24 protein-coding genes are annotated in these 26,252 nt (G+C 47.3%); 12 read left to right on the top strand and 12 right to left on the bottom strand.

The window, feature by feature from the left end; genetic code table 11:
• Positions 1–320: 320 nt before the first annotated feature.
• The 3 genes from ACJJIC_RS12005 to ACJJIC_RS11995 are packed head-to-tail and all read right to left on the bottom strand — an operon-like array spanning position 321 to position 3,744.
• A complete protein-coding gene (locus ACJJIC_RS12005; protein ID WP_444885206.1) occupies positions 321–905 on the bottom strand; it encodes a hypothetical protein in 585 nt (194 codons plus the stop codon).
• Positions 906–921: 16 nt separating this feature from the next.
• Positions 922–2,058, bottom strand: a complete 1,137-nt coding sequence (locus ACJJIC_RS12000; protein ID WP_445357010.1) for a dipeptidase — start codon at positions 2,056–2,058, stop codon at positions 922–924.
• 18 nt (positions 2,059–2,076) lie between these two features.
• On the bottom strand, positions 2,077–3,744 hold the full coding sequence (locus ACJJIC_RS11995) for an amidohydrolase family protein (protein ID WP_445357009.1): 1,668 nt from the start codon (positions 3,742–3,744) through the stop codon (positions 2,077–2,079).
• 184 nt (positions 3,745–3,928) lie between these two features.
• Between ACJJIC_RS11995 and ACJJIC_RS11990 the strand changes: the two genes are divergently transcribed.
• The 9 genes from ACJJIC_RS11990 to pcp all read left to right on the top strand — a co-directional run bounded on the left by ACJJIC_RS11990 (position 3,929) and on the right by pcp (position 12,652).
• On the top strand, positions 3,929–4,834 hold the full coding sequence (locus ACJJIC_RS11990) for a LysR family transcriptional regulator (RefSeq protein WP_445357008.1): 906 nt from the start codon (positions 3,929–3,931) through the stop codon (positions 4,832–4,834).
• Positions 4,806–6,092 (top strand): NRAMP family divalent metal transporter, encoded by a 1,287-nt coding sequence (locus ACJJIC_RS11985; RefSeq protein WP_445357007.1) that lies wholly within the window; start codon positions 4,806–4,808, stop codon positions 6,090–6,092. The genes ACJJIC_RS11990 and ACJJIC_RS11985 overlap by 29 nt, the downstream gene beginning before the upstream one ends.
• A 694-nt stretch (positions 6,093–6,786) precedes the next feature.
• Positions 6,787–7,860, top strand: a complete 1,074-nt coding sequence (locus ACJJIC_RS11980; RefSeq protein ID WP_444890554.1) for a 3-deoxy-7-phosphoheptulonate synthase — start codon at positions 6,787–6,789, stop codon at positions 7,858–7,860.
• Positions 7,861–8,131: 271 nt separating this feature from the next.
• Positions 8,132–8,587: a hypothetical protein gene (locus tag ACJJIC_RS11975; RefSeq protein WP_445357006.1), complete on the top strand. Its 456-nt coding sequence runs from the start codon at positions 8,132–8,134 to the stop codon at positions 8,585–8,587.
• Between the two features lie 182 nt (positions 8,588–8,769).
• Positions 8,770–9,378 (top strand): OsmC-related (seleno)protein, encoded by a 609-nt coding sequence (locus tag ACJJIC_RS11970; RefSeq protein ID WP_445357005.1) that lies wholly within the window; start codon positions 8,770–8,772, stop codon positions 9,376–9,378.
• A gap of 263 nt (positions 9,379–9,641) precedes the next feature.
• Positions 9,642–10,043, top strand: a complete 402-nt coding sequence (locus ACJJIC_RS11965) for a hypothetical protein (RefSeq protein ID WP_445357004.1) — start codon at positions 9,642–9,644, stop codon at positions 10,041–10,043.
• 707 nt (positions 10,044–10,750) lie between these two features.
• Positions 10,751–11,212, top strand: coding sequence for a hypothetical protein (locus tag ACJJIC_RS11960; RefSeq protein ID WP_444885215.1), 462 nt, complete (start codon positions 10,751–10,753; stop codon positions 11,210–11,212).
• A 257-nt stretch (positions 11,213–11,469) separates the two neighbouring features.
• Positions 11,470–11,889, top strand: coding sequence for an ester cyclase (locus ACJJIC_RS11955; RefSeq protein WP_252085609.1), 420 nt, complete (start codon positions 11,470–11,472; stop codon positions 11,887–11,889).
• 94 nt (positions 11,890–11,983) lie between these two features.
• Complete coding sequence (pcp, locus tag ACJJIC_RS11950) at positions 11,984–12,652, top strand: pyroglutamyl-peptidase I (RefSeq protein ID WP_445357003.1); 669 nt, start codon at positions 11,984–11,986, stop codon at positions 12,650–12,652.
• 154 nt (positions 12,653–12,806) lie between these two features.
• Here pcp and ACJJIC_RS11945 read toward each other — a convergent pair whose 3' ends face one another.
• A complete protein-coding gene (locus ACJJIC_RS11945) occupies positions 12,807–13,268 on the bottom strand; it encodes a cupin domain-containing protein (RefSeq protein WP_444885217.1) in 462 nt (153 codons plus the stop codon).
• Between the two features lie 319 nt (positions 13,269–13,587).
• Here ACJJIC_RS11945 and ACJJIC_RS11940 point away from each other — a divergent pair, with 319 nt between their 5' ends.
• The 3 genes from ACJJIC_RS11940 (at position 13,588) to ACJJIC_RS11930 (ending at position 18,999) form a co-directional block, all read left to right on the top strand.
• The gene (locus ACJJIC_RS11940; protein ID WP_445357002.1) at positions 13,588–15,141 is read left to right on the top strand and encodes an MFS transporter; all 1,554 of its coding nucleotides are present in this window, start codon (positions 13,588–13,590) and stop codon (positions 15,139–15,141) included.
• 105 nt (positions 15,142–15,246) lie between these two features.
• The gene (hrpB, locus tag ACJJIC_RS11935; protein WP_445357001.1) at positions 15,247–17,823 is read left to right on the top strand and encodes an ATP-dependent helicase HrpB; all 2,577 of its coding nucleotides are present in this window, start codon (positions 15,247–15,249) and stop codon (positions 17,821–17,823) included.
• 177 nt (positions 17,824–18,000) lie between these two features.
• On the top strand, positions 18,001–18,999 hold the full coding sequence (locus tag ACJJIC_RS11930) for an endo alpha-1,4 polygalactosaminidase (protein ID WP_445357000.1): 999 nt from the start codon (positions 18,001–18,003) through the stop codon (positions 18,997–18,999).
• A gap of 68 nt (positions 19,000–19,067) precedes the next feature.
• Here ACJJIC_RS11930 and ACJJIC_RS11925 read toward each other — a convergent pair whose 3' ends face one another.
• The 8 genes from ACJJIC_RS11925 to curA all read right to left on the bottom strand — a co-directional run bounded on the left by ACJJIC_RS11925 (position 19,068) and on the right by curA (position 26,132).
• Positions 19,068–19,502 carry a nuclear transport factor 2 family protein gene (locus ACJJIC_RS11925; protein WP_444888795.1) on the bottom strand — a complete coding sequence of 145 codons (435 nt, stop codon included), beginning with the start codon at positions 19,500–19,502 and terminating at the stop codon, positions 19,068–19,070.
• Positions 19,486–20,361, bottom strand: a complete 876-nt coding sequence (locus tag ACJJIC_RS11920) for a patatin-like phospholipase family protein (protein ID WP_445356999.1) — start codon at positions 20,359–20,361, stop codon at positions 19,486–19,488. Before ACJJIC_RS11920 ends, ACJJIC_RS11925 begins: the two co-directional genes overlap by 17 nt.
• A 234-nt stretch (positions 20,362–20,595) precedes the next feature.
• Positions 20,596–21,474, bottom strand: coding sequence for a patatin-like phospholipase family protein (locus ACJJIC_RS11915; protein WP_445356998.1), 879 nt, complete (start codon positions 21,472–21,474; stop codon positions 20,596–20,598).
• Between the two features lie 127 nt (positions 21,475–21,601).
• Positions 21,602–22,480: a patatin-like phospholipase family protein gene (locus ACJJIC_RS11910; RefSeq protein WP_445356997.1), complete on the bottom strand. Its 879-nt coding sequence runs from the start codon at positions 22,478–22,480 to the stop codon at positions 21,602–21,604.
• Between the two features lie 35 nt (positions 22,481–22,515).
• Complete coding sequence (locus ACJJIC_RS11905) at positions 22,516–23,376, bottom strand: patatin-like phospholipase family protein (RefSeq protein ID WP_444938900.1); 861 nt, start codon at positions 23,374–23,376, stop codon at positions 22,516–22,518.
• Between the two features lie 304 nt (positions 23,377–23,680).
• A complete protein-coding gene (gene nfuA, locus ACJJIC_RS11900) occupies positions 23,681–24,271 on the bottom strand; it encodes a Fe-S biogenesis protein NfuA (RefSeq protein ID WP_252085598.1) in 591 nt (196 codons plus the stop codon).
• A gap of 116 nt (positions 24,272–24,387) precedes the next feature.
• Positions 24,388–25,068 (bottom strand): type 1 glutamine amidotransferase domain-containing protein, encoded by a 681-nt coding sequence (locus ACJJIC_RS11895; protein ID WP_445356996.1) that lies wholly within the window; start codon positions 25,066–25,068, stop codon positions 24,388–24,390.
• A 41-nt stretch (positions 25,069–25,109) separates the two neighbouring features.
• On the bottom strand, positions 25,110–26,132 hold the full coding sequence (gene curA, locus ACJJIC_RS11890) for an NADPH-dependent curcumin/dihydrocurcumin reductase (RefSeq protein WP_445357891.1): 1,023 nt from the start codon (positions 26,130–26,132) through the stop codon (positions 25,110–25,112).
• Positions 26,133–26,252: the final 120 nt, after the last annotated feature.

The following is a 26,252-nucleotide window of genomic DNA, read 5'->3' as shown; positions in this document are numbered from 1 at the left end:
TCGTAAAGAGGTAGATAGCCATCCCCCAGCCTTTGAATACTGGTAGTAGTGTAGATTCTTTAAAGATAAGGGATACTTTACATAAAAAAGAATTTTCTGATAGCCGGATACTAATAAATTGCCTACTAGGTTGCTACCCCAGACAGCCAAGTCATTGCGTATGACGAACGGAGCTGGCCCAAAGCAGAGAAACACTTAGGGCCTATTCACCTAAAAGACCAAAAAAATTTCTGAAAATCAGATGAGTATAAGCTGTGCGCTTTCTATGATCCCCCAATATAAAATACTTTATAGGGATTGATAACATTTGATTTTTATCACTAGCAGCTTTTGGGTTTTATCGACTGAAGTTCTCTCCATACAGGGTGAGAGGAATTCTGTGGAGAAACAATAAAGTACCACCGAAGCTCACTCGTTTTTTTACAGTTAACTTGATCCCCTTTAAAGTAGAGGGTCTGTTCTTTTTTAGTTACAAATGGCTCAATCCACTTTATCTGGCCAGTATACTTGCGATCAACCCACTCCATTGTAATAGCAGGCTCATACTCTTTGCCTTCAGTGACAGCTTTGTACAACCCCCTATAGTAGGCGGCTATAAAATCTTGAATTTCTAACTTTCCAAAAACTTGATTCTTCTCTGGCTTGTGGGTCCAAGAAAAAGCATAGCTAAAAAAATCTTCTTTTTCTTGTTTATACATGCCAGGCAGAAACACAAGCTCTTCAATACCATTCAAGGTGATATCTGAGGCAAATTCGATAGGAAAAGAAATTACTTCCGTCTTTGAATCTTTTGGAAATTCTGAGTAAGTGCTAAGCTCTTCAGCAAAAAGCAAAGGTGAAAAGAGAAGCGTAACACAAACAACCAGTCGAGATAGAACATCATCAAACTTTATATATTTAACCATTGAATCTCACCTTCCTTTAATTCCATACGGTAGCAAAAACACGCAACCAGTTTTTACCAATTATTTTTTCTACCACTCGATCAGGAATTCCTTTTTGGCTTAACTTATAGGCAATAAGCTCCATCCGTCTCTCGGAGTTTAATTCCGGAATAAACGGTGGACGATTTGGTGTTTCGCCGGGCGCCGAAATTCCAGCCGCAATACGACGCTCAACTTCCTTACGAATACTTTCTCGATACTCAGGACCATCATTGACCGGCACTACGCCTTGGTCACTACCTATGGCAACATGATCTTCACCGCATACTTTATAGGCATGCAGTATATGTTCTATTACCACATCGGCCTTTATTTCATGCTCGCCACCTTCCAAAAATGGCATTAAGTAGATTCCAACCAAGCCACCGGTGTCTGCAGCAGCTTTTAATTCTGTATCGTCATTATTTCTAGGGTGGTCGTAAATTGCGTTGCAGCCAGTATGAGAGATCACAACCGGTCTTTTTGATTGACTGATAGCACTGGAAACTGTCTTCTTTCCTGAATGCGAGAGGTCGATCAGAACTTTCTCCGCCTCCATTATTTCTATGGCTTTCTTGCCAAGGGAAGTTATCCCTGAATCCTCCTTAACGAGACCGCCGCTGCCAAGGATAGAAGGACCATTATAGGATACCTGCATTATCTTAACGCCCATTTTGGCGAATTCTGAAATACCTGAAAGTGACTCATCAAACATTTCAGTTGATTGGAATCCCATTATGATACCGAGCTTACTCTCCTGCTTCGCTTTCAGGATATCTGATGCGGATTGAATTAAGCGCAAGTAGCTTGAGTTCTGCCCGATGATGGACTTAGCTTTTTCAACCTTCTTTAAAGTCTCGGAATAGTCATCACCTGGATAGGGAACTGTCATATTCAAGGCACTAATCCCCGAGCTCTTGAATATTCCCAGAGTTTCTTCAGAGACTGGCTCCCTGAGCGAGAATGCTACGCTGAGACCATCAATTACAATCGATGAACCGTATGAATTCCACGTTGATTTTCCTGCATTAACCCCAGAAAAAGCATTTAATATACCCGAGTTAATAGCCAAATATGAACCAACGCCACCTGATACTAGAGATTTAATTAGTGCTCTTCTATTTATATCGCTCATAAGATCCCCACTCCAGAATTAATCAGTGCTTCGTGAAGCAATACATTCCACTTCAGCTTTGGCATCAAGTGCCAGGCCGCTTGCTGCAAAAGCACTCCTCGCTGGTTTTTTCCCACTGAAGTACTGGATGTAGACGTTGTTCGCCGCTGGCCAATCATCAATATCAGCGAGCATCAAAGTACACTTAACTACATCGTCAAAGCCCAGGTTTTTGCTCTCAAGAACTTGGCCAATATTCTTCATTGTTTGATGCATCTGAGCTTCCAGACTTTCACCTGCCAAGGTTAAAGTTGAAGGATGATTACCGATTTGCCCGGATAACCAAATGGTTCCATTCATTTCACGTGAAGAAGAGAAAGGCAACTGTGGATCGTCACCAATAAAAATAAAACGACCGTTCTTTACTACATGAGCTATCGCCTGGCTATTTTCAATATTTGTTTCGGGACTTTCTGAAAGCACAACCATGTTTGCTTTCTTTCCCTCTTCAATACTACCGACAGAACCTTCTATCCCTATCACTTTCGCAGCATTTAAAGTTGCAGCCTGAATTGCCTCGAGTGGTGTCATGCCGATTTCATCTACAAGCAGCTTTAGCTCATGATGAATCATCGGTGTAGTGTCATTTTCAAGGTCACTAAATGCATCCGTGCCAGCGGCAATGGTAATGCCGCTTTGATAGGCAAATTGTGTCATTTGTGTACTGAGCTGATCAAGCTGCCTGTATTTTTCGTTTAAGTCATTTCTTCTTTCAAATACTGTAAGCGTTGCATCTAATATTGTCCCTTTCTCTTTCATCGCGCCAAAAAGATCTAAATAGCTATCTTTTTGCAGCATTTTTTCCCAAGTTGAATCATCGAATTCAGCAGTTTTCCTGCGCCACGCCTTGAAGTTATCAACTAACTGAGCGGACATATCAGAGGCATGTGAAATAGTCTCAACACCAGCATTGACAATATCCAAAGGTTTGGAGGGGCCAATATAAGCATGCGACCAGACTTTTAAACCATGTCTTTTGGCTGCATTTGCAAGCAATGGCACTGTCTCGGCCTCAACATCTGCATATATCTTGATGCCTGTTGCACCAGCGCCTATGGCCTGGAGCATTACTGAGTCCATATCTGAATTATGATCTACTGCTCTCATCCATGTTGTGTGGCCTGGTGTACGCCCTTTAGCTGAGGCAATGGTTCTCGGATCCGAGAAGAAGGATTCCCCACCAATAATGACTGAAAAGTAGATGTCTGGCGAAGCGATGGCGTCGACCTCTGCTTGACGTCTTAAGTAGGCCAAGGCTCGCGCATCACCGCCCATATCTCTCACAGAAGTGACACCACCACGAAGCAGGTATCGAAGTCGCTCAGTAGTGATTGACAATTTATCCCAGCTATCCGGATCTGTTGCATGGTGGACATGCGCATCTATCAGGCCGGGGATCACAAACTTCCCTTTTAAATCGACAACACTGGCCCCCCTCACTTTGGAGAGCTTATTCGTTGAAGAAATTCTCTTGATCTTATCGCCTTCAATAAGAATCGACTGTCTTTCATCAATTTTGAGTGATTTAACGTCCACTATATTGGCGTTAATGAGCAAGACTTGCTCTAGCTTACTTTCCTCTGCGAATACAACGCCGTTGGTAGCAATGTATAGAGCCACTAGAATAAAAATTTGTTTTATTTTCATGTACTTATCTAAAAGAAGACTGTGGGGAATTTTAACCTAATAGCAAAATTTTGCGTCATTTGGGATGCACTTTAAATATCATTTAAGTTTATAGTGTATAAACTATTGGTTTATTATACTTATCGGTATACTCCAGTTTACGCCCACCGTAAGAAGAGAAGAAGACTAGCCATCAGGGGAGTCAATGAACAAGTTACACGCCCTTGAGGCATACTGTTTGGTATGCGAAAAACAAAACTTTGCAGCTGCTGCTCGCGAACTCGGCATTTCCGCAGCAATGGTTGGTAAGTACATTAAGCAGTTAGAAGAGGAACTGGGCTGCCTGTTGGTGATGCGCAATACACGCAAAGTATCAATAACCGAAGCGGGCGATGATTACTATAAGCAAATTTCACCAATACTAAAAAAACTCCACTCCGTCGACCAGGCGATGTCAGAATATAATCAAGAGCCCAGAGGCAGGCTATCGATATCGACCAGCATAGAGCTAGGCAGTCAATATTTTTCAGGATTGATTGCCAATTACCGCAGGCTATACCCTCAGGTATTCCTGGATTTTCACCTCAGCAATGACCCACTCGATTTACTCGACAATAAAATCGATCTCGTTTTTAGAATCGCACCAGAATTACCCGACTCTAGCTATATCGTCCAATCTATCGCGAAAACTAAGCTAGCACTCTGGGCAAGTGATTCTTACATTGAGAAGAATGGGCTCCCTGAAAACATGGATTCATTAAAGAAGCATCAATTACTTTTCTTTAACCACAGCATACGAGGGGATCACTGGCTATTTCAAGACAAAGAAGAAATAAAAAAAATCAAACTCCCCTGGGCCTGGCAATCCAACAATGGGAGGCTATTGAATGAGGCAGCCGCTGAAGGACAAGGAATAATCCAAGCGCCTTTTTACTCTGTCAAATCTTATGTCGACTCTGGCCAACTCACTGAGATTTTACCTAAATTCACAATAAAGCCACTGACTATTTTTGCGCTCTACCCTCATCGCTGCGAGCTTTCCTTGAAGGTTAAAACCTTTATCGATGTGGCTAAGAGCTATTTTGAGCAACATCATTCCGAGCAGTTCTGAATTAATGGATGTATTTAAACGCACTTTCTCAAACCTTGGCCCTGGAATTATTTGGGCCGCAAGCAGTATTGGCGTGTCTCATATCGTGCAGTCAACACGCGCAGGAGCAGATTACGCTTTCGCTTTGATTGGTTTTATTTTCCTAGCTCATTTAGTCAAATACCCTTTTTTCAAAATCGGTCCAGAGTATGCAGCTGTCACCGGCGAGAGTTTATTGGAAGGCTATAAAAAACACAGTCGAGTGGGTTTTTATAGTTATATGGCTCTCACATTTCTAACAATGTTCTTTGTTCAAGCTGCAGTTACGATTGTCACAGCTGCTTTAGCGCTCAATTTATTTGGCGATATCCTAAATGTTTCAGAGTGGTCTGCCATCATTCTGGTCATTACCTGTGCAATATTGATTGCTGGCCAATTTAAATGGCTGAATGAAAGCTTAAAGTGGATGGTCCTCATACTGGCTATTGCCAGCTTGATCACACTCATTGCTGCAATAAGTCAATATGGACTTCTTCCCTCTAAATCCCATTTAACAGCCGATATAGCACCAGCTGTGAGCATCGCATTTGTTGTCGCCTTAGTCGGCTGGATGCCAACTTCGATTGAAGTTTCTGTTTGGCACTCTATTTGGTCGGAACGAAGGATAAAGGAAAAACCAGATAGAGGGTTTGCCAGGAAATCTCTCATATTTGACTTTAAGGTTGGCTATTTCACCAGTTTGTTATTAGCGATTGTATTTGTATGGTTAGGTGCACTAGTAATGTTTGGGAAAGATATTGAATTATCCCAATCTGCAGGCATATTTGCTGGTCAGCTAATCAATATTTATACTGAATCCCTTGGTGACTGGAGCCATTTAACAATCAGTATTATCTGTTTTGTCGCGCTTTTCTCAACCACCTTTGCAGTCTCCGATGGCTTTCCTCAAGTTTGGCGAAGTGCCTTGAGATCATCGAATAGTATCAAGATTCCAGAAAATAGAGTCTACGTATCCACCCTTGTTATACTAAGCCTTATAAGCTGGTTTATTATCTCCCTATTTGCTGATCAGTTAAAAAACCTTATCGACTTTGTAACTACTTTATCTTTCGTTTGTGCTCCAATCTTTGCTTTACTCAACATTCTTGTTATGAACGGGAAATGGGTACCAAGAGAGTATCACTTAAAAGGGTGGTACTTAGTTTACACTTATGCCTGCCTGTGCTTAATGATAGGTTTTAGCTTTTACTTTATTTATTGGCGCTTCTTGAGTAACTAATGATTTCTTTGCAACATCAACAGACTTGAAAAGTCTAGAAATGTAAAGCTCAGGGATGAGCGCAATATATAAGGTCATCTAAGCCTTAGAGATCAACCCCTCTTCATCTTCAGCTTTCCTAGTACTTTGTTGACACAAGTTACAGTCCGGGGAAATCAGCTTACTTCATGAATACTGCCCCTCATATTCAGGGGTACTTCTGAACTCTCCCGCACAGGTTATATCAGTAGTTTCAGCTACAGGCTCAATTTTTTACCCTGAGTTAAGCCATCTAAGCAGTTGGCATTAGATCTATCAAGGTGGTTACTTGGATTGCTATTCCTATCTCTGTAAAACTGAACTTCTCACATAATGAGTGGCTCATCATAAGCTAGCTCCTTTCAGCATGAACAACTCTGAAAGGAAGGCCCATTGATCACCTCTTAATCACTGGGTACTCATAAGTAGGCTTGTACTCAACTGATGAAGCTCCAAATCATCACTTCTTCCACGCCAAAACTCTCCTAACCGACTTCCTCTAAACGCTCCTGAAGTGCCAAACTGTCATAGGAAAAATACAAATGCACATCCCAAAATCAGGCCAAATATTTGGTTGCAAATGAAACCCTCGCCCTATTCTTTGCGGCACAGTAGGATAAGTCATCCGCCTGCAGGTGCAGAGCGGCACTAAGGAACAGAGTAATCAGAAGACGCTATGACTACACAGCAGTTCGACGACCTGAATGTCGTCTCCCAGGAAGTCCTGATCAGCCCGGAGATGCTGAAAGCAGAACTCCCCATTAGCGATGCAGCCGAAGCGACCGTCGCCAAAGGGCGCAGCGCCGTGCGTGATATCCTCGATCGTAAAGACCACCGCTTGATGGTGGTTATCGGACCTTGCTCCGTCCACGATGTGGACGCTGCAATGGATTATGCCAAGCGCCTGAAAGCGGTGGCAGATAAGGTTTCCGATACCCTGCTGATAGTAATGCGAGTCTATTTCGAAAAGCCCCGCACCACAGTTGGTTGGAAGGGCCTGATCAACGATCCCCACTTGAATGATTCCTTCAAGATTGAGGAAGGCCTTCATATCGGCCGCAAGCTACTTTTAGATGTCGCTGAACTGGGGCTGCCCACCGCGACAGAAGCACTGGATCCAATCTCTCCCCAATACCTGCAAGATCTGATTTCCTGGTCAGCCATTGGCGCACGCACTACCGAATCCCAAACCCACCGGGAAATGGCCAGCGGCCTCTCCTCTGCTGTGGGCTTTAAGAATGGTACCGATGGCGGATTAGAAGTAGCAATTAATGCCTTGCAATCTGTCGCTAATCCCCACAGATTCCTCGGTATCAACAAGCGCGGTCAGGTTGCCATTATTCATACCTCCGGCAACCCTTATGGCCATGTTGTGCTTCGTGGCGGTAACGACAAACCAAATTACGATTCGGTCAGCGTTGCCATGTGTGAACAGGAACTACGCAGCGCCGGTATTACCCCCAATATCATGGTCGACTGCAGCCACGCCAACTCCAATAAAAATCACGAATTACAGCCCCTGGTGGTAGATAACGTGACTCACCAGATTCTTGATGGTAATCAATCAATTATTGGCATTATGGTGGAGAGTAATCTGAAAGCCGGTAATCAGAAGATTCCCGCCAATCTGAATGACCTGGAATACGGCGTCTCTGTTACCGACAAGTGTATCGATTGGGAAACTACCGAGTCCCTATTACTGGGTATGGCCGAACAATTGCGTGAGCCACTGAAGAGTAGAACTTGCTAAGTATGTGACTTTATAGGGGGCTGTGCCCCCTTTTTCTCTAACTGGCAGCTATTTATTTCTAATACTGGCTGCCAGCCCCTCCCAAGCGTCCTCATGGCGAGCTTAGATATCTCCTAACCACCAAAAGCCTCAGAAAGGCTGACAATGGGACGCCGTAGGAGTACCCTCCCCACAGTAAACAGGGCATAGGAAGCGGTTTTCCAGATAGGCAGGGAATCAAACCTGTACAAATATTGACCAAGAATAAATCTTTTAGAATAGAAGCAGCTAAATGGAACTGCAGTCTAATAAAATACTTACCTATATACTGGGTGGTTTTGTTCTGATATGGCTCTTTGTGAGCCTTAGCTTTGCCCTAGATACTGGCTCTGTATTCTCCTGGATTGCCACCACCCTACTTTGCCTTCTCGCCGTAATCACTTTTTCGTTCAAGAAAGATCACTATATTGATTTTGAAACTAGGCAATACGTGTCTCAAAATCGAATTCTCTGGCACAACTGGACAGAAGAAAAGCCCCTCACGATTTTCAAAGGTATTAAAATAGTTTCCTGCTCTAGCCACTCTAAAGAGAGCAGAAGTGGCCATACCAGCTATCAGGTAGTGCTTATTTTCAAATACGCGACTTTTAATGAGGGCATTACGGCAAGGTCCTACCAGCAATTAAAAGAAGCTCAACGCTATGCTTATGAGTTAGAACAACGGACAGGCCTAGCACTGCTTGCCTAAGATCAATAGACAAATACCATAACTCCTAAAGGCTCTGCGAAAAACCTCACATTTACACACCCTGATTTTCCCCCTGCAATTGGGGAGCCCTTAGCAGAAACTCTAAACTACCGACATTTCTATGTTCTTTTGAGCATCTGGCACTTTCAAAGCCAACCCACAACCATTAAGAGGTACCCACTATGGAATCCGTAGAATGGGATATGTCCTCGACAACCATCGTTCGTAAGCTTAATGATGAGGCTGAGCAAGATACATTTCCCCCACCTCACCTGGACAAAGTGAAACAGGGGGAGCTTTTAAGATTTCATGCCCATATCAATGTGGAACAAATGCCCCAAGGACATCACTTAAAGAAGGCAACTATTTTCTCGAATGTGCCTAATGGAGGAACTTGGGAGCTGATATGTGATGAAGGAACTGCGGTTGGAGGCCGGGGTAGCGCTCCATCACCCATCATGTACTTTTCTGCAGGGTTGGCACTCTGCATGATGTCTCATGTAGAGATGCTGGCACAACTCTCTGATATTCAACTTAAGCAGGTAAGGCTTGAACAAAAGACCGAATTTTCAACCACTCTTAACTTTGGTGGAATTCAACCCGAAAAGGTATTTGGTCAGGGTGACCGGGTGGAGATTCACTTGATTATAGAAAGTGATGAGACCGAGGAAAAACTCGTGGAGTTTGCCCACTGCTGCCGGCAAGCCTGTATGTCGCTGCAAACGGTAGCCAAAGCCACACCTGTCACGACCTCTCTTTATCTCAACGACAAACCTATACCTTTTACATAAACCCAGCTGGTTTGGTGATATCCAGGGTGAAGCGCTAACAGACAGATTATGAAACCAAAAGCTTCCGAATTTAGATCTTGGCTCCCCATATGCCGCCTACCTATAGATTAATTTGCTCATTTTTTATTTGGAAAAGTGAAACTGTCTTTATAAATCGCTTTAAAATTATCTTTCTCACAGCAGATAGGAGCCCTAAAAAGCACATTGGGGCTTACATTTAACTAAAGTAAAATTCTGCTAGGTTGCGCGAGGGAGGTCGCAGAATGCATTTTTTATTTTTGGTACTATTGTTACTCTCCATTGCCAATTTCAGCGTTGCTCAAGAGCGACTCGCACAACTTCCAGCTGATGCCCAGCCAGTACAAATTCTCGGAAAAACTTACTACCAAAGTGGCAATAACTTCTATGCATTTAGTGAAAAAGGACGTTACTACTATCCGGTAGATCCTCCTACCGCTATTCGCCAATATGAACGCCCAAGAAACCTATCTTTTCGTTCTACTCGTACGGAGCCAGGGCCGCGGCTGACTCGAGGACAAATTGCAGGCTGTATGAATATGGCAGCAGACAAGGCTAATGCCAATCCTGCTAAGGGCGGCAAAGTCTATATACGCGAATACAATATGTGTTTAGAAAACACCCGTAGACTATTACCAAACCCGTAGTAAATGAGGAGCTTAATTCAGAAAACTTTTTAAACCCTTCCATCTTTTGCGTGCGACCAATAGCTAGACTGAGTGACTTTTCATCTACGCTCAACAATACGCTTTGATACACTACGATAAAAGATTAAGAACGATCAAAACCAGCCAAATACAAAGCAACAATCCCACCAAGTCAACCGATGTAGCATTAAAACCTAGTAAATACCCTATCCAGCCACTAGCCAACCCTGCTCTGCATGGCAAACATCACTCCCTGGAAGACATCCGCACCTCCAGCAAAGTAGGCCCCACTAGTGTCCTTATATTGGTTAAACACAACAGGCATCATTAATACTCACAGAATTCACCCCCACAGCCACGCAACTGAAAATAAAAGAATACATTCATCTCATGGCAAAGCCCTTTTCAATGCTAGACGACCAAAAGATAATCAACTTCATATCCCCCCAACTGAAAAACACTTTTACCCGCCCTGTTGTTACTTTTGCCAAGGAGTAGAATTTAAATTCCCTAAAAACATCATCAATTAGAGCAATTTTTGCACCCCAAGAAAATATCAGAAAACTTTACTATTGGTTTATTTTCCTTTATTTCGTTGTAGTCTTTAAAACTAGTGGTGAAGCAACCGAAACTTCCAATAGAGCGCATTGGGACACAACACACATTTGAGTAGACTTGTTGCCAAGTTGGGAGAAGGAGAAAACGTTATGCGCTATTTATTTTCAATGATCTTACTGTTCTCTCTTGCGGGGTACGGTGTAGCCCAAGAGCGTCTCGCTCAGCTACCTGCCGGCTCTTCACCAGTACAAATACTCGGCAAGACTTACTATCAAAGCGGAAATACCTTTTATGCCTTTAATGAACAAGGCCGTTATTTTTACCCAGTAAATCCGCCCACTGCTATCCGTCAATATGAGCAGCCCAGAAATATGTATTGGCGCGGTTCTCAGCCCCGTTACTACTGGCGCGGTTCTCAGCCTCGTTATTACTGGCGCGGTTCTCGACCTAACTACTATTGGCGTGCGCCTACGCCTCGCTACTACGGTCTGACTCAAGACCAAGTAAGAGGCTGCATGAATTTCGCGGCAGACAAGGCGAACCGTAACCATGCGAATGGTGGTAAGATCTACATCCGCGAATACAATCAGTGCATCAGTAACTACCGCTAACAGTATGAGTAACTGATGACCTATCAATAGAGTTTGCGAAGCAAACTAAAGGGGCCGCAAGGCCCCTTTCTTGTTGGTTGAACCTTTCTGAAACCTTTGTCGAACAATATCAAAACGATACACAATCGGAAGACTGATCGAATAGCCGTGTAAAAGGACAACTTCTAGCAGCCTCAATAGGGCATTTTTCCTTCTCTACACTATGCTTGCCCTGCCTGACAACACAAATGTCGCCATCCACAATCCTGGAGAGCACTATGTCCGCCAACCATAAAGCAACTTCTAAAAAGTTACTTGAGCTTTGGGGGGACAATACCCCACATGAAGCCTCAGATTATCTATCTGCCAATTACAAAAATCACCAAATGCCAGATGCCTCTGGAGGTACCTCAACAGAAACGCTGGAAGAGTGGCAAGACTTAGTGAAGGAGTTTCACAATAGCTTCTCCGACGTAAAAATGGAGATTTTACTGCAAGTTGCAGAGGGTGATTATGTATGTACCCGTTGGCGCGTAACGGCCACTCACACAGGTAAATTCATGCAGTATGAGGCCACCAATAAAACCAGCAGCTGGACAGGCACCCATACTGATCGCTACGAAGGTGGAAAGATGGTAGAAAGCTGGGTGGATTGGGATAAATACTCTTTCCTTGAGGAGCTTGGGCTGATCCAGTAAACCCTAGGAGCTAAAACCCCGGATCTGGCAAATGTGAATTCGGGGATTTAGTTAGATACGGATCTCATCGAATTACTATCAACAATAAACTGCCATGACAAAAGTTCTTGTTACTGGATTTGAACCCTTTGGCCATACACCAATCAACCCGGCCGAATCCGTGATGCGTGTACTGGATGGCACCCGTATTGGCAGCGCTGAAGTCTGCGGTCTACTTGTGCCAAACAATTTTTTCGAATGTATCGAGATCGTCACGAGGGCTATTAACGAACTTCGCCCACAAATAGTGATGATGCTTGGTGAATATGCCGGCCGTGCAGTTATCACTGTAGAGAGAATCGCACAAAACTATAATGACTCAACACGCTACCGCCTTAAAGATAACCGCGGGGTGGAGATGCAGGATGAGCCCACCATACCCAATGGCCCGGTCGCCTATCGCAGTAATCTACCGCTTCGTGCAATGGTAAAAGCCATGCGCAATGCCGGCGCTCCCGCAGATATTTCCGACACTGCCGCCACCTTCTGCTGTAACCACCTGATGTATGGGGTACTTCACTATGTTATTACCAATCAGCTGGATATTCGCGCAGGCTGGATACACCTTCCTCAATTACCTCAAGTAGCCGCGCTGGCAGAAAACATCGGCACCCCCAGCATGTCGAGAGAGACAGCGGCTCTCGGAGTGCATGCCGGAATTGAAGCTGCACTGGGGCACACTGAGGATATTGATGAACCTATTCTCTCCAAGCCCCAAATTTAGCCCGGTTTCAGCGTTATATATTTACACCGCCTGATGCCCAGAGAGATGTCTTTCTAATGAATAGCAAGCCTGCTCCGATAGGCTCACAATCAATAATTCTTCACTTAACTCATGGGTGGCGTATCCTTCCCCACTATCTTTTAATAGCCCGTCGCTAACCGATAGCAGTATCGCCCTGGGCACTGATTAATACGAACGCAATTCTGCAGGGTTTATCTCCCCGATTGACCCAGTTATGAACGGTAGCTCGCTGAATTAAAGCATCACCTTCCGATAAGTGGATTACCGTATCCTCCCCCATCTCCATGTCGATCTCTCCGGAGAGTACAATTGCATAATCCAGGCTATCTGTGCGGTGTATACGAGGAGTTACCCCAGGACCAAACTCCACCACCTTGAAGATTGAGCCACCAGGTATCACAGTGCCAACCTCACGTGCGCCCTTATCACTATTCTCTGAGTCAATCTCTACGGGCAGCTCAACTGTCGTCCAGAATTGTTGCTGTTCCATATGCGAGCGCCAGCTAGATATATGTTCACCGCTGTCATCTAGAACCACAATAGGTCTACCAGAATTATCATGCCCTGTTACTACACGCCTTAAATTTAGCCCCATACCTTTCTCCACTCAGATTTCAGATCAACTTAATCAACAATAGATGCCCCCTAAAATTTTATAGGTTCAAGTAGACAACCAAATAATGAACATCACTGTCATATATTGTTACAGTCCAATCCAATAAGTAATAGCTCCCCTATAACAAAGCTATAACTTTTAATATCAAGCATTCAATTACCATACATAATGAGATTCTAGAGAAACTAAAGACACTCCAAAATTCTGATAGCAGATACATATTCATTTATTGAGATATTTTACTTTCAAGCTAAAAAGATCCCCTCACTTTCCCTAAAGTCATGATTAATTGGACGGCATGAGTAAGCAAACGGAACTTCCTTATCAACATCGATGGTGGGTACTAGGCGGCCTTGGACTTGGCCTAATGATCATCAATATTGATGTCACCGTGATCAACCTTGCGATCCCTACTATAGGAGAAAATTTTTCCGCAAAAATATATCAGCTGCAGTGGGTTAACAATATTTATCTTATTGCCATGGGCGGGCTAATCATTACTACGGGTAAGTTTGGAGATCGATTTGGTCATAAAAACACCCTCATGCTGGGCATAACCATTTTTCTTCTAGGATCAGTAATTGCCAGTGCAGCCCCCAACCTTGAGACCATAATCGCTGGCAGGTTTATACAAGGATCTGGCATGGCAGCCTCTTTCGGCATGATTTTTGTTCTAGCGGAAAGTCACTTTCAAAAGTCTGAACAAGGCCTAGCCGTTGGCCTACTGGTGATCTTTACCGCTACAGCTCAGTCAATAGGCCCGATTTTAGGCGGCTTTATTGTCACCCACCTGGGTTGGAGATGGGCCTTTTTAATCAATATTCCTGTATGCTTGCTATGTCTCACCATCTTGCAAATTTTCGCAAAAAGAGATACTCAAAACAAAAAAATATATATTCATTACAAATCAGGATTTCTTATTCTAGCTGCCTACCTCCTAATATTACTTTCACTTAACCTTGAACCTCACAAAGGAATAGCCAGCTTTCAGTTTATTCTACCTCTTGTATCCTCTTTAGGAATATTAATTTTTGTTTTCCTATGGCAGAGAACCCTACCCCAACCATTGATAAACCTGAACCTACTCCAAAGCAAACTTTTCCAAGGATTACTTATAACTCGCGCATGCTTTCAAATGATATTTGGCTCTTTCTTATTTATTTTACCTTTATACCTAGAGAATATACTTGGCTATGAAGCTGCCAAGGTTGGCCTCATCATTCTCATAATGACAATATTCTTATGCTTTTCCTCAATTGCAGCTGGAATATTCAATAATAAATTCAACCCCATCCCCTCCATCGTCTTTGCCCAATTTACCTGTCTAACAGCTGCTCTATCACTAATACTGATGCCAGATAAACTGTCCTGGCATTACCTCATATTCGGCATGGTTTTTATGGGTATTACTGCCGGAATAATGTACTCCTCAACCAATCTTGCAGCAGTTCAAAGTGCCCCAAAAAATGAAAAGGGAGCAGCTTATGGGCTGTTCATCTCTAACACCTACCTCTGGTATGCTGCAGGAATATCATTCACAGGAATAATAGTAAGCACTGTCAGTGTCCGAACTTTCACAATGCTCTCAAAAGAAACTCTCTCCAATGAGCACCAAGTTAATATGCTGGATGTTCTCCCCTTTATAACTGGAGCTCAACCTCTTAAAAAAATAACAAGAATTTTCCCAGATTCTTCGCTACATTCTCAGGTTTTGGAGTGGGGACAAACATCATTTCACTCTGGATTTCATGCGTTAATGATCGCTTTTCTCTGCTTATCTCTCACTGGGTTACTAGCTAGTTTACTTTTCAGAAATACCACTCACTTTCTTAGCAAAGATGGGGCCTATTAAGTAGTCATCAGGTACAAATAGTACTCAGTGCCGAATAGTTACTACTTTGTAGGAGTACAATAGCCCCATACACTCACACCCCTTAATCCTCTATAATTCTCTGCTATGCCAGAGTTACCAATTTATTCCGCCCTACCAGAGTTATTCAAAGCACTGGAAACACATAACAATGTGGTACTGCAAGCTCCTCCTGGCGCAGGCAAGACTACCGTTGTTCCCTTGGCCCTGCTCGAAACCGATTGGTTGGGGCAACGCAATATCATTATGTTGGAGCCTCGTCGCCTGGCTGCGCGCACGGCTGCGGCACGTATGGCTGCCCAGCTCGGAGAGAAGCTAGGCGAGACTGTGGGTTACCAGGTACGCGGGGAACGGCGGCGAAGTGCGAAAACCCGTATCCTGGTTGTTACCGAAGGTATTCTTACCCGGCTGCTGCAGTCTGATCCGGAACTGTCAGAAACCTCGCTGGTTATTTTTGATGAGTTTCACGAGCGTAGTCTTCAAGCCGACTTATCCCTGGCACTGTGCCTGCAATCCCAGGAATATCTGCGCGAAGACCTGAAACTATTGGTAATGTCTGCAACCCTGGAAACCGAGGCGGTAGCCAGGGTGCTCGGCGGTGCGCCAGTGGTCAGTAGTGAGGGGCGCAGCTTCCCCGTACATATCGATTACCTTGGCCAGCGGGAGGAGCCCGATGATCACCGCTCTATGCCCGCGCTCATGAGTCGCAAGATTCTCGAAGCACTTCGCAAAGAGTCAGGCAGTGTACTCGCATTTCTTCCGGGAGTTTCCGAGATTCGCAAGGTGGAGGAGTTACTGCGCGAACAACTCGCCTCTGCGGATGATCTCAAACCAGATAGCATTATTCTCACCCCACTTTATGGAGACTTGACCCGCGAACAGCAGGATCAGGCCATCGCTCCGGCCGCTCCCGATCAACGCAAAGTGGTACTAGCAACCAATGTGGCAGAAACCAGCCTGACGATTGAGGGAATCCGCATAGTTGTGGATTCCGGCTTAATGCGAGAGTCTCGCTTCGATCCTAACAGCGGTATGAATCGGCTGGAGACCTGCCGAATCTCACAAGCCTCTGCCACCCAGCGCAGCGGCCGCGCCGGGCGCCTCAGCGAAGGGTTCTGCCTGCGACTGTGGAGCGAGGGCCGCCAACGCAGCCTCAGCAGTAAAAACACCCCCGAAATAATACGCAGCGATTTGGCCCCCCTGGCGCTGGAATTAGCCCAGTGGGGAGTCAGTGATCCCACCGACCTGAGCTGGCTGGACCTTCCCCCCACAGGTCCTCTAGCCCAAGCCCAGGCACTATTAAAGCAACTGGGCGCACTAGACCAAGACTTGCGCATCACTCCACACGGCAGCGCCATGCTCTCCCTGGGTTGCCATCCACGCCTCGCCCATATGATGCTTCGCAGCCTCGACTGGCATCTATCACAACAGGCCTGCCTACTCGCGGCGCTACTGTCAGAGAGGGATATCTTCCGGGGAGAAGCACGCTGGGATAGAGACATCAGCAAACGTATCGAAGCACTACAGGCCCATTCTAAGGGGCAAAATATCGACCGCGGTGCGGTGCAACGTATTCGCCAGCAGGCCAACACTTGGCAGGGGCAATTAAAGGATTTCAAGCCGCAAGAACCTCGTAACAGCGATAGCATTGACCAGACCGATAGAATCGGGGGGCTATTGGGGCTCGCCTATCCGGATAGAATTGCCAAAAGCCGCCAAGATAGTGCACGCCGCTACCTGCTTTGCAGCGGCCGAGGCGCACATTTCTCGCACGAAGACGCCCTGGCTCTCAGCGACTTCCTTGTGGTTGCCGAACTGGATGGACTGGGGCGCGATGCGAGAATACAGCTGGCCGCTCCAATTTCAAAAAACGCCTTACAGCGCTGTTTTGCCGACCAAATCGAGCAAAATACCACTATTCGCTGGGATGATACCGCCGGGCGTGCCGAGGCCCTGGAGCAGGTCACACTGGGCAAACTGGTGCTGCAGCAGCAAGTCGTCAGAGATGTTCCATCAGAGTTATTGAGCCGGGCACTACTCGATGCCATTCGCCAAAAAGGGCTTTCTCTACTGCCTTGGAGTAAAGAAGCCCTACAATTTCGTGCGCGGGTGGCGTTTTTGCGAAAGGAGGAAAGTGGCAAGTCACCACTGGAAGGCACTCCGCTGCCCGACTGGAGTGATGATACGCTGTTGCAGGACCTTGAGCGCTGGCTATTACCGCATCTACATGGCTTCTATAAGTTTGAGCAGCTCAAGCAGCTGGACCTGCTCAATATTCTGCGCGCACAACTCGACTGGGCCCATATTCAGCAAGTTGATGAGCTGGCTCCCAGCCACTACACCGTACCCAGCGGCTCACGCATTGCTATCGATTACGAAGCATCCCCACCAATCCTAGCTGTGCGCTTACAGGAACTCTTCGGCCTAGCACAAACCCCCGCAGTTTTGCGTGGGGGATACCCGCTAATGATTCACCTGCTCTCCCCTGCTCGTCGCCCGGTACAGATTACCCGCGATCTGGCTAATTTTTGGGCAAACACCTACGAAGAGGTCAAAAAGGAGTTGCGTATCAAATATCAGAAGCACTACTGGCCAGATGACCCCCGTACAGCGGTCGCCACCAACAAGACTAAAAAGAGAATGGATAACCCCAGGGGCTCCTAAGAGCCCCAAATCAAGTTTTTCAGCCCTGTTAAGTTCGCATTCAGCAATCCCCCACTAGATTGCAGCAATTTAAGTTGGCGTTTGCCAATGGGGAACAATATCTGTACTTTTCTGCCAATAGATTACTAACAGACAAAACATCTAAGCTTAACTATTACATCTAGTTGGAGAACGACCTTGCATAGGAAGCTAGCGCTATTTTTCAGCCCACTACTCTTTCTTGGCTGTAGTGATGATTTACCCGACATCATTATTCCCGTAAATATCGATTACGATGAAGAAATGCGCCTGTTTGTGGAAGATATCAGCAAGTATGCAAAGGGCCTTGAGCGAGACTTTATTATCGTTCCGCAAAACGGTATTGAGCTGATCACCACCAATACCAGGACCAATGGCCCGGTAGATGACGCCTATGTAAACTCTACCGATGGTATCGCCCAGGAGGCGGTCTTCTTTGGGCAGAACGGTAATGTAGACCAACCCACCAGCGAAACTGAAAGCAAGCGCCTGCAGGACTATCTCAACCTGGCCAAGGAGAAAGGCCGTGAAATCCTGGTGACCGATTACGCCTATAGCGAAGACAAGGTTAAAGAGTCTTACGAGGAGAACGAGAAAGCCGGCTACGTCTCCTTCGCCGCCGACAATACGCTTCTGGACAATATTCCTTCCTACCCAGAAAAACCTTTCAATGTGAACAATGACGACATTGATAAACTGGAAGATGTCAAAAATTTCCTTAATATCACCAATACTACGAGCTTCTCCACACCCCAGGAATTCGTGGACAAGTTATCCGAAACCGACTACGACCTGCTGATTATCGACTTCTTCTTTGATGGGGAGCCCTATACCGAAGAGCAGATCAAGCAGTTAAAAAAGAAGAGCAACGGCAGCCGCCGCCTGTTGATGGCCTATGTCAACATTGGCATGGCCCAGAGTAACCGCTACTACTGGCAAAACTCCTGGCCGACCAATCCACCGGCCTGGCTACTGGACGAAGTCCCCAATGAATCGGGCAACTATTACGTGGAGTACTGGAAAGCCGGCTGGCAGGACATTATCTATGGCAACAACAGCTCCTATATCTTCAAGATCGTAGATGCAGGCTTCGATGGTGCTTATATGGATGGCATCGACGTTTTTGAGTATTTCGATTCCCTCGAAACCGAGGAATAAGAGTACTCCTCACGTTCATGTCGCCTAAATCTCCACCCATCGCCAACTGGACGGGTGGAAATTGGGAATCAGGCCGGCTGGGAGTCCTTGTACTGAGTCACATACTGGGACAAGCGGCCGGACATCTCTTCCGCCAGTTTCTGCAGGGCGTTGAGGGGACGTATCATCACCTCAAACTCTACAATCTTGCCATTCTCATCAAAGCGAATGATATCCAGCCCTTTAAGGCTCTTGTCACCGATGCTGGCCTTAAACTCCAAAGCCAAATCGCGGCCTGACTCGGTGGTGAAGCTGCGTTCGTATTCAAAGCTTTCAAATACCTGCATCACGGTATTGAGGATCAGGCAGACCGCCGCAGAGCTGTGGTAAGGCTTAAAGAACGCCGGTGAGCGGAATACCGCATCCTCCGCAACGATAGTGGGCAGGCGACTGAGGTCCCGCTCCGCAACCATCTCGTGCCACAGGGCGATTGACTCCGCTATTGGGTTATTGGTATTGCTCATCGAGCATCTCCTGTTCAAGCATGTGTTTTTGTAAAAACTCCCGGCCATCGGTACGGCCGAGCTCGTAAGTCTTTTGTGCCAACTCAGGGTTGGTGTAGTCCCAAACGCTGAGATAAGGCGGCCGCGAGGGCTGCACATAGGTCCAAAGTTGCTCTCCGCGGCGCCTGGTAAAGCGGTTTGGGTAACGGGGGTAGCAGCGGCTGAGCAGAATCAACACCCGTCCCGCCTCACTATCCAGCCCAGCCACGGGGATATTGTCCACGACTCCACCATCGAGCACGGGATCTCCTGCACGACGCAAACGCGGTGTAAAAGGCGGCGTACAGGATGAGCAAAGAATGAGCTCCACCAACTCTTCCACACTCTGGCAATCCTGTGCGCGGTAAAAGTTCTGCTTGAAACCCAGGCCCAGAGCTATTTTTGGATGAAGACTGCGCAATAAGTGCTTATCGGTATAATAGGCCAAAGCCCCCACCCCAAACGCCAACCCAGCAGGCAAAAGGCGCGGCGGGTGTACAACACCAATCTGCAGATCTGCGGCCGCACTCAGTGGCTCAAGGCCATCGCGAAATAACTCCAGCATGGCATTGCGGTAAATACCGTACTGGGGAAACACCCGCTCTTTCTTTAGCACGTTGCCCCAATAAGCGTTCTTGCGGTTGGCGGCAAAAGCCGACCAGAAGTGCTCCCTACCCGCCTCAATACGCCCCATCAAGATCAGGCTTGCCATCAGCCCCCCAGCAGAAACTGCGGTTACCCGCCTTGGAGAAAGCCCAATTTCTGCGGCAACAGACTCCCAAAAGCCAATCTGCCAGGTACAGCGACCGCCGCCACCTGCAAATACAACCTGATCAAACATGCATCCTTTCCTGTTCAATGGGCAAACTGCCCTTATAAAGCCTAAAGCCGATCTCCACTTAGGGCACCGCCGCACAAAGCTTATATGCAACTAATTGCATAAGCTAATGGATTCAGCGGGCTAGTGCAACCAGAGGCCTCAGCACTGCCATCCCAGGCATTTCCACCAAGAAAGCAGCCCCCTTTACTCCCACGCGGAGCCACCCAACTTTTAAAATTAATCAGCAAAATTAACTTAAAGCGCGATTAGGTCATCACTAAGGGGTGAGCCCTCTCTAAGCCTTCTCAATACGGCCTTACCATCAGCTCGACCTATCTCCAAAGTCTTGTTAACCGCTTCCGGGTTAGTGAAATCCCACACTTTAATCGGCAACGTTTTGGAGGGCTGCACATAGGTCCATAGCTGTTCACCTTGACGCTGGGTGAAACAGTCAGGGAAATCACGGAAGCGACTGGTTAGCAGAATTAACACCCTGCCTTCTTTGCTATCCAAACCGCCAACCGGCACATTGTCCACGATTCCGCCATCCAGAATTTCCCTGCCATTCAGATGGAGCCTTGGAGTAAATGGCGGGGTGCAAGAGGAACTCAGAATTAGATGTTCCAGTTCATCCATATTCTTACAATCTTGAGCGCGGTAAAAATTCTGGCGGAAGCCAAGTTTGGTGGCTGCCGTGGAGTGAAGATTGCGGGTAAATCCCTTATCGGCATAATAAATAACCGCACCAAAAGTTAGCGCCAAAGGGCCGTACATCCAGGCGGGCGGGTGGCTAACCGCCAGACGCAGCTCAGCCACACTCTGCAGGGCCTGAGGTCCGTTTTCGAACAGCTGTCGAATCCCATCGCGGCAGATAGCGTATTGGGGAAAAACCGCCTCCTGCCTAAATAAATTACCCCAATAGATATTTTTGCGATTGGTACTAAAAACTGAGCGAACATACTCCACCGCCTCCGGGCCCCTGTCGATCAGCAGTAAGCCCGCCACAAGACCACCCGCCGACACAGCACTCACCACTCTGGGAGATAGATTGATTTCACCAGATACAGATTCCCAAAAACCAATCTGCCAGATACAACGGCCGCCACCGCCAGCAAAAACTACCTGATCAAACATTGAAAAGCTCCCTATTACCACTGTACCGCTCTTCCTGAGCCGGCACTTACCGAACTTCCCCCGCTGAATAAATCTAATCTGTAGCAATCATCTCTTGGCAACTGTTTATGCCGGTTAAAATACCGAGTTACTTTTTCTGCGAGCCCGTATAAAAACCCCGCTCAGCCAACATGTTCTGCATAAATATACGTCCATCGCGGCGCCCTATTTCATAAGCATTGATCAAGCCTTCAGGATTAGTGAAGTCCCAAACACTAATAGGGGGCGACTGTGATGGCTGCACATAAGTCCACAATTGCCTGCCTTGAGACTGGGTAAACCAATCGGGAAAGCCCCGATAGCGACGGGTCAGTAAAATAAGCACTCGCCCTTCACCAGGGTCAATGCCCTCAACCGGTACATTGTCCACTACCCCACCATCCAAAACTTTTTTCCCCACCAAGCTCAACCTTGGCGTAAATGGTGGTGTGCACGATGAACTCAGGATCAGCTGCGTAAATTCTCCGATATCAGTACATTCCTGAGCGCAGAAAAAATCCTGTTTGTAACCCAACCGCCGCGCCGCTTTTGGATGCATTTTGCGGTGCAAATATTTGTTGGAATAATAAATTGCCCCTCCAACAGCCAATGCCACTGATGCTGGCAGCCAATTGGGTGGCCGGGAAACAGCAACCCTGAGTTCCGCGGCGGATTTCAAGTCTTTAAAGCGGTCGCTAAATAGCTCTTGGATACCTTCCCTATAGATTTCATAATGGGGAAACACTGGCGCCTTACCCAAAAGGTTTCTCCAATACACATTGCGAGGATTCGCATTGAATACCGATGAGAAGTAATCCACCGAAGCAGTTGCTCTACCAATCAATATCAAACCTGCAATCATGGCCCCCGCAGAAACCCCTGTGAGCACTCTCGGTTTGAGCTTTATCTGGTCGGCAATCACTTCCCAAAACCCAATTTGCCAAGTACAGCGGCCACCCCCACCGGCAAATACCACCTGATCAAACACCCTTTAATTGCTCCACCTAGCAATAACCCAATTCTTCACTTGGCGCTCCCCTCTGGAGAATATGCCGCCAGGAATGCCTCTCCATCGGCATAACCCGCATCAAAGGCCTGCCACACACTCTGTGGATTGGAAAAATCCCAGACGCTCACCGGCAAGGGGCGGCTCGGCTGCACATAGGTCCAGAGTTGCTCACCCTTTTGGCAACTGAAATGATTTGGGTACTGGGGGTAATTGCGGGTTAACAGAATCAGTACCTGACTAGGCCCCGGCTTGAGCCCGCCTACCGGCACGCTATCTACGATACCGCCATCCAGGACCTCTCTACCCCGATCCTGTTGCCGGGGAGTAAAAGGTGGCGTGCAAGAAGAGGAGAGGATCAGTTTTTGCAGGTCTCCCACATTGTTACAGTCTCTTACCGAGTAAAAGGACTGTCGATAACCAAGGCGCTTGGCGGTGTTTGGGTGCAGTGAGCGAGTGAGAAAGGTATCGGAGTAATCAATACCAACTCCGATAATTAGTGCTAAAGAGCCATTTAACCAGCCCGGCGAATGGCTAACTGCTATTCGCATTTCCGCAGCCTCTCGCAGGCGTTCAAAACCGCCCTCAAACAGTCGGTTCATGCCATTACGGTAGATGTGGTGATGGGGAAATAGCGGGTCTTTACGAAAGAGATTGCCCCAGTGAACATTACTGGGATTTTCCTCGAAGGCCTCGGCAAAATACTCTACTGCATCCAAGGACTTGCCCATCAATATCAGGCTGGAAACCAGGGCGCCGGCTGAGACGGCACTCACCACCTTGGGTCTAAGTTGAATCCTGTCTGCAACAGACTGCCAAAACCCAATCTGCCAGGTACAGCGCACTCCTCCACCGGCGAATACCACCTGATCGAACATAGAACTCTATCCCGGCCTGCCCGCTATAGCCACTGAAGTCAGAGCGCCCACAAGGCGCCATACACCCCTTTTGAGCGTGGATACCACCCCAGCTACAAATCCAAGAGGTCTTTAAAATATATACGGGGCAGGCAAAGTCCGGGGCGGCCCAGGCGCCTTCAGAAGTTAATAAGGAGTGCAGCGACAGGTAAGAAGGGAGGCAAAATCATAAGAAAGGAACTAACCAGTTCAGATAAGCAAGAAAAAAGGCGAAGTATTACTTCGCCTTTTAATGCTCTCCGGGAAGAGCATACGGACCCAACTACTAGTAATAAGCCTGAGACTTATCAGTGTGATCGGTAATATCTTTAACACCGGCCAGTTCGGGGATTTTCTCTTTTAGAGTTTTCTCAACACCTTCTTTCAAGGTCATATCCACCATGCCACAACCCTGGCAGCCGCCGCCAAACTTCAACACGGCAAATTTATCCTCTGTGACCTCCACCAGGCTCACCTGACCCCCGTGAGCCGCCAGCCCGGGGTTTACCTCATTGAAGAGTACATAGTTAATACGGTCTTCTATTGGGCTGTCATCGGTGATCTTCGGCATTCGCGAGTTGGGCGCGCGAATGGTGAGCTGGCCACCCATTTTATCGGAGGAGTAGTCAACCCTGGCATCGTCCAGGTAAGGCACACTGCGGCCTTCAAAGTAGGCCTTGAGGCCGTTCATCTCCATCACCACATCTTCTGCCTCCTCCTCGCCGGGGCGACAGTAGGCAATGCAAGTTTCGGCACTGGGAGTACCTGGATTAGAGACAAACATACGAATCGCGATTCCCTCGCAGTCCTGCTTGGCCAGCAGTTCCTTCAGGTACTCCTGCGCGGATTCAGTGATGGTGACATTCAGTTCTGACATAAGCCTTCTCAAATAACCGAGCTTCTTTGTCGGGTATTTTACTCTCAGAAACGCCCAAGTGAAACCGGTGTGTTTTTCGGGAGGGTGACGGCCGCGAGCAGCCCCCCGAAAATGGCTCAAACGGGGATCATTCCCATCAGGGTTTGTGCCACATCCTCCGAAGAAGCGGGGTTCTGACCAGTGACCAGCTTGCCATCCACGACCACATAGGGTGCCCAATCGTCTTCGCTGGAGTAGTTACCTCCGCGATCTTTAAGCATATCCTCCACCAGAAAGGGCACAACATCCACCAATCCCACCGCCTCCTCCTCGGAGTTACTGAAGCCGGTGACACTCTTGCCGGAAACCAGGGGATGGCCGCCTTTGCGCCGGGTATGGCGAAAAATGGCCGGTGCATGACACACAGCACCCACCGGCTTATCAGCCCCATAGAACGCCTCAATCAGGGAAATGGAATCCTTATCCTCTGCCAGATCCCAAAGGGGGCCGTGACCACCGGGATAAAAAACAGCATCGAAATCCGCCTCCTGCACATCGGCAAGCTTGCCCGTATTGGCAAGCGCTTGCTGGGCTGCCGGATCCTGGCGGAAACGCAGGGTGGCATCGGTCTGGAAATCTGGTTCATCACTTTTGGGGTCTAGCGGTGGTTGCCCGCCCTTGGGGGAAACCAGTGTAACTTGCGCCCCGGCATCCTTGAAGACGTAGTAAGGCGCGGCAAATTCCTCCAGCCAAAAACCAGTCTTCTTACCGGTATTGCCCAGCTTATCGTGTGAAGTCAAAACCATTAAAATTTTCATCGGCGACCTCCCTGGTGCCTGTTATTGATTCAGTTCTGCAATTAATCGTCGGTACCCAAGCGCACCACGACTTTGCCAAAATTCTCCCCCCGCAATAACCCCATCAGGGCGCGGGGCGCTTTTTCCAATCCCTCCACCAGATCCTCACGGTATTTGATGCGACCCTCGCCAACCCAGTGACTCAAACCAATAATAAAATCGCTGAAGCGCTCATATTGATCAAAAATAATAAATCCTTGGATTTTAAGGCGCTTGGTAAGGATTTCACGCATCAACAAGCTCAGGCGATCCGGGCCCTCGGGCAGTGACGTGGCGTTGTAGTGAGCAACCAGCCCACACACGGGAACCCGGGCAAAGTCATTGAGAAGCGGTAAAACCGCATCAAATACATCTCCGCCCACATTTTCGAAATACACATCCACACCGTCTGGACAGGCCTCCTCCAACTGCTCGGGAAACTCCTCTGCTCGGTGGTTGAGACAGATATCAAAGCCCAACTCCTCTACCGCGTAGCGGCATTTTTCTGCTCCACCGGCAATACCAACTACCCGGCATCCCTGAATTTTACCAATCTGCCCTACAGTGGAGCCCACAGGGCCAGTAGCTGCAGCGACAACCAGAGTATCCCCTGCTTTTGGCTGGCCAATTTCCAGCAGCCCGTAATAGGCGGTAATACCCGGCATACCCAAAACACCGAGTGCATAGGAGGGATGGCTGGGATTTTTACCAAGATTCACCAACCCTTCACCATCTGAGATTGCATAATCCTGCCATCCGCAATAACCCAGTACCCAGTCTCCCTCTTCGAAATCATCCAGGTGTGACACAAGCACCCGACTTACTGTGCCACCCACCATAACGCCCCCCAGGGATACCGGCTCTGCGTACGATTTGGCATCACTCATGCGGCCGCGCATATAGGGGTCCAGGGAAAGAAAAACCGTTCGTAACAACACCTCACCCCGAGCGGGTTCGGGCACCCCCAACTCCTCAATACTAAAATTGTCTTCGCTCGGTGCCCCTTCGGGCCGGGAAGCCAATACAACCCGGCGGTTCTTATCCATTGATTGCACGATGTATCTCCTTCACTGAGCCAGACTTTCGCTTGGTACAACCTTTTGTACCATTGGCGAGCCAGGCCCTCTCCTGAGTTTTTATGTCTGCTGAAGGCCAAACTATAGATA

The sequence above is a fragment of the Microbulbifer mixtoriginis (SeqCode) genome, from assembly GCF_052468275.1.
This window is presented reverse-complemented; position numbering and strand designations above follow the sequence as displayed.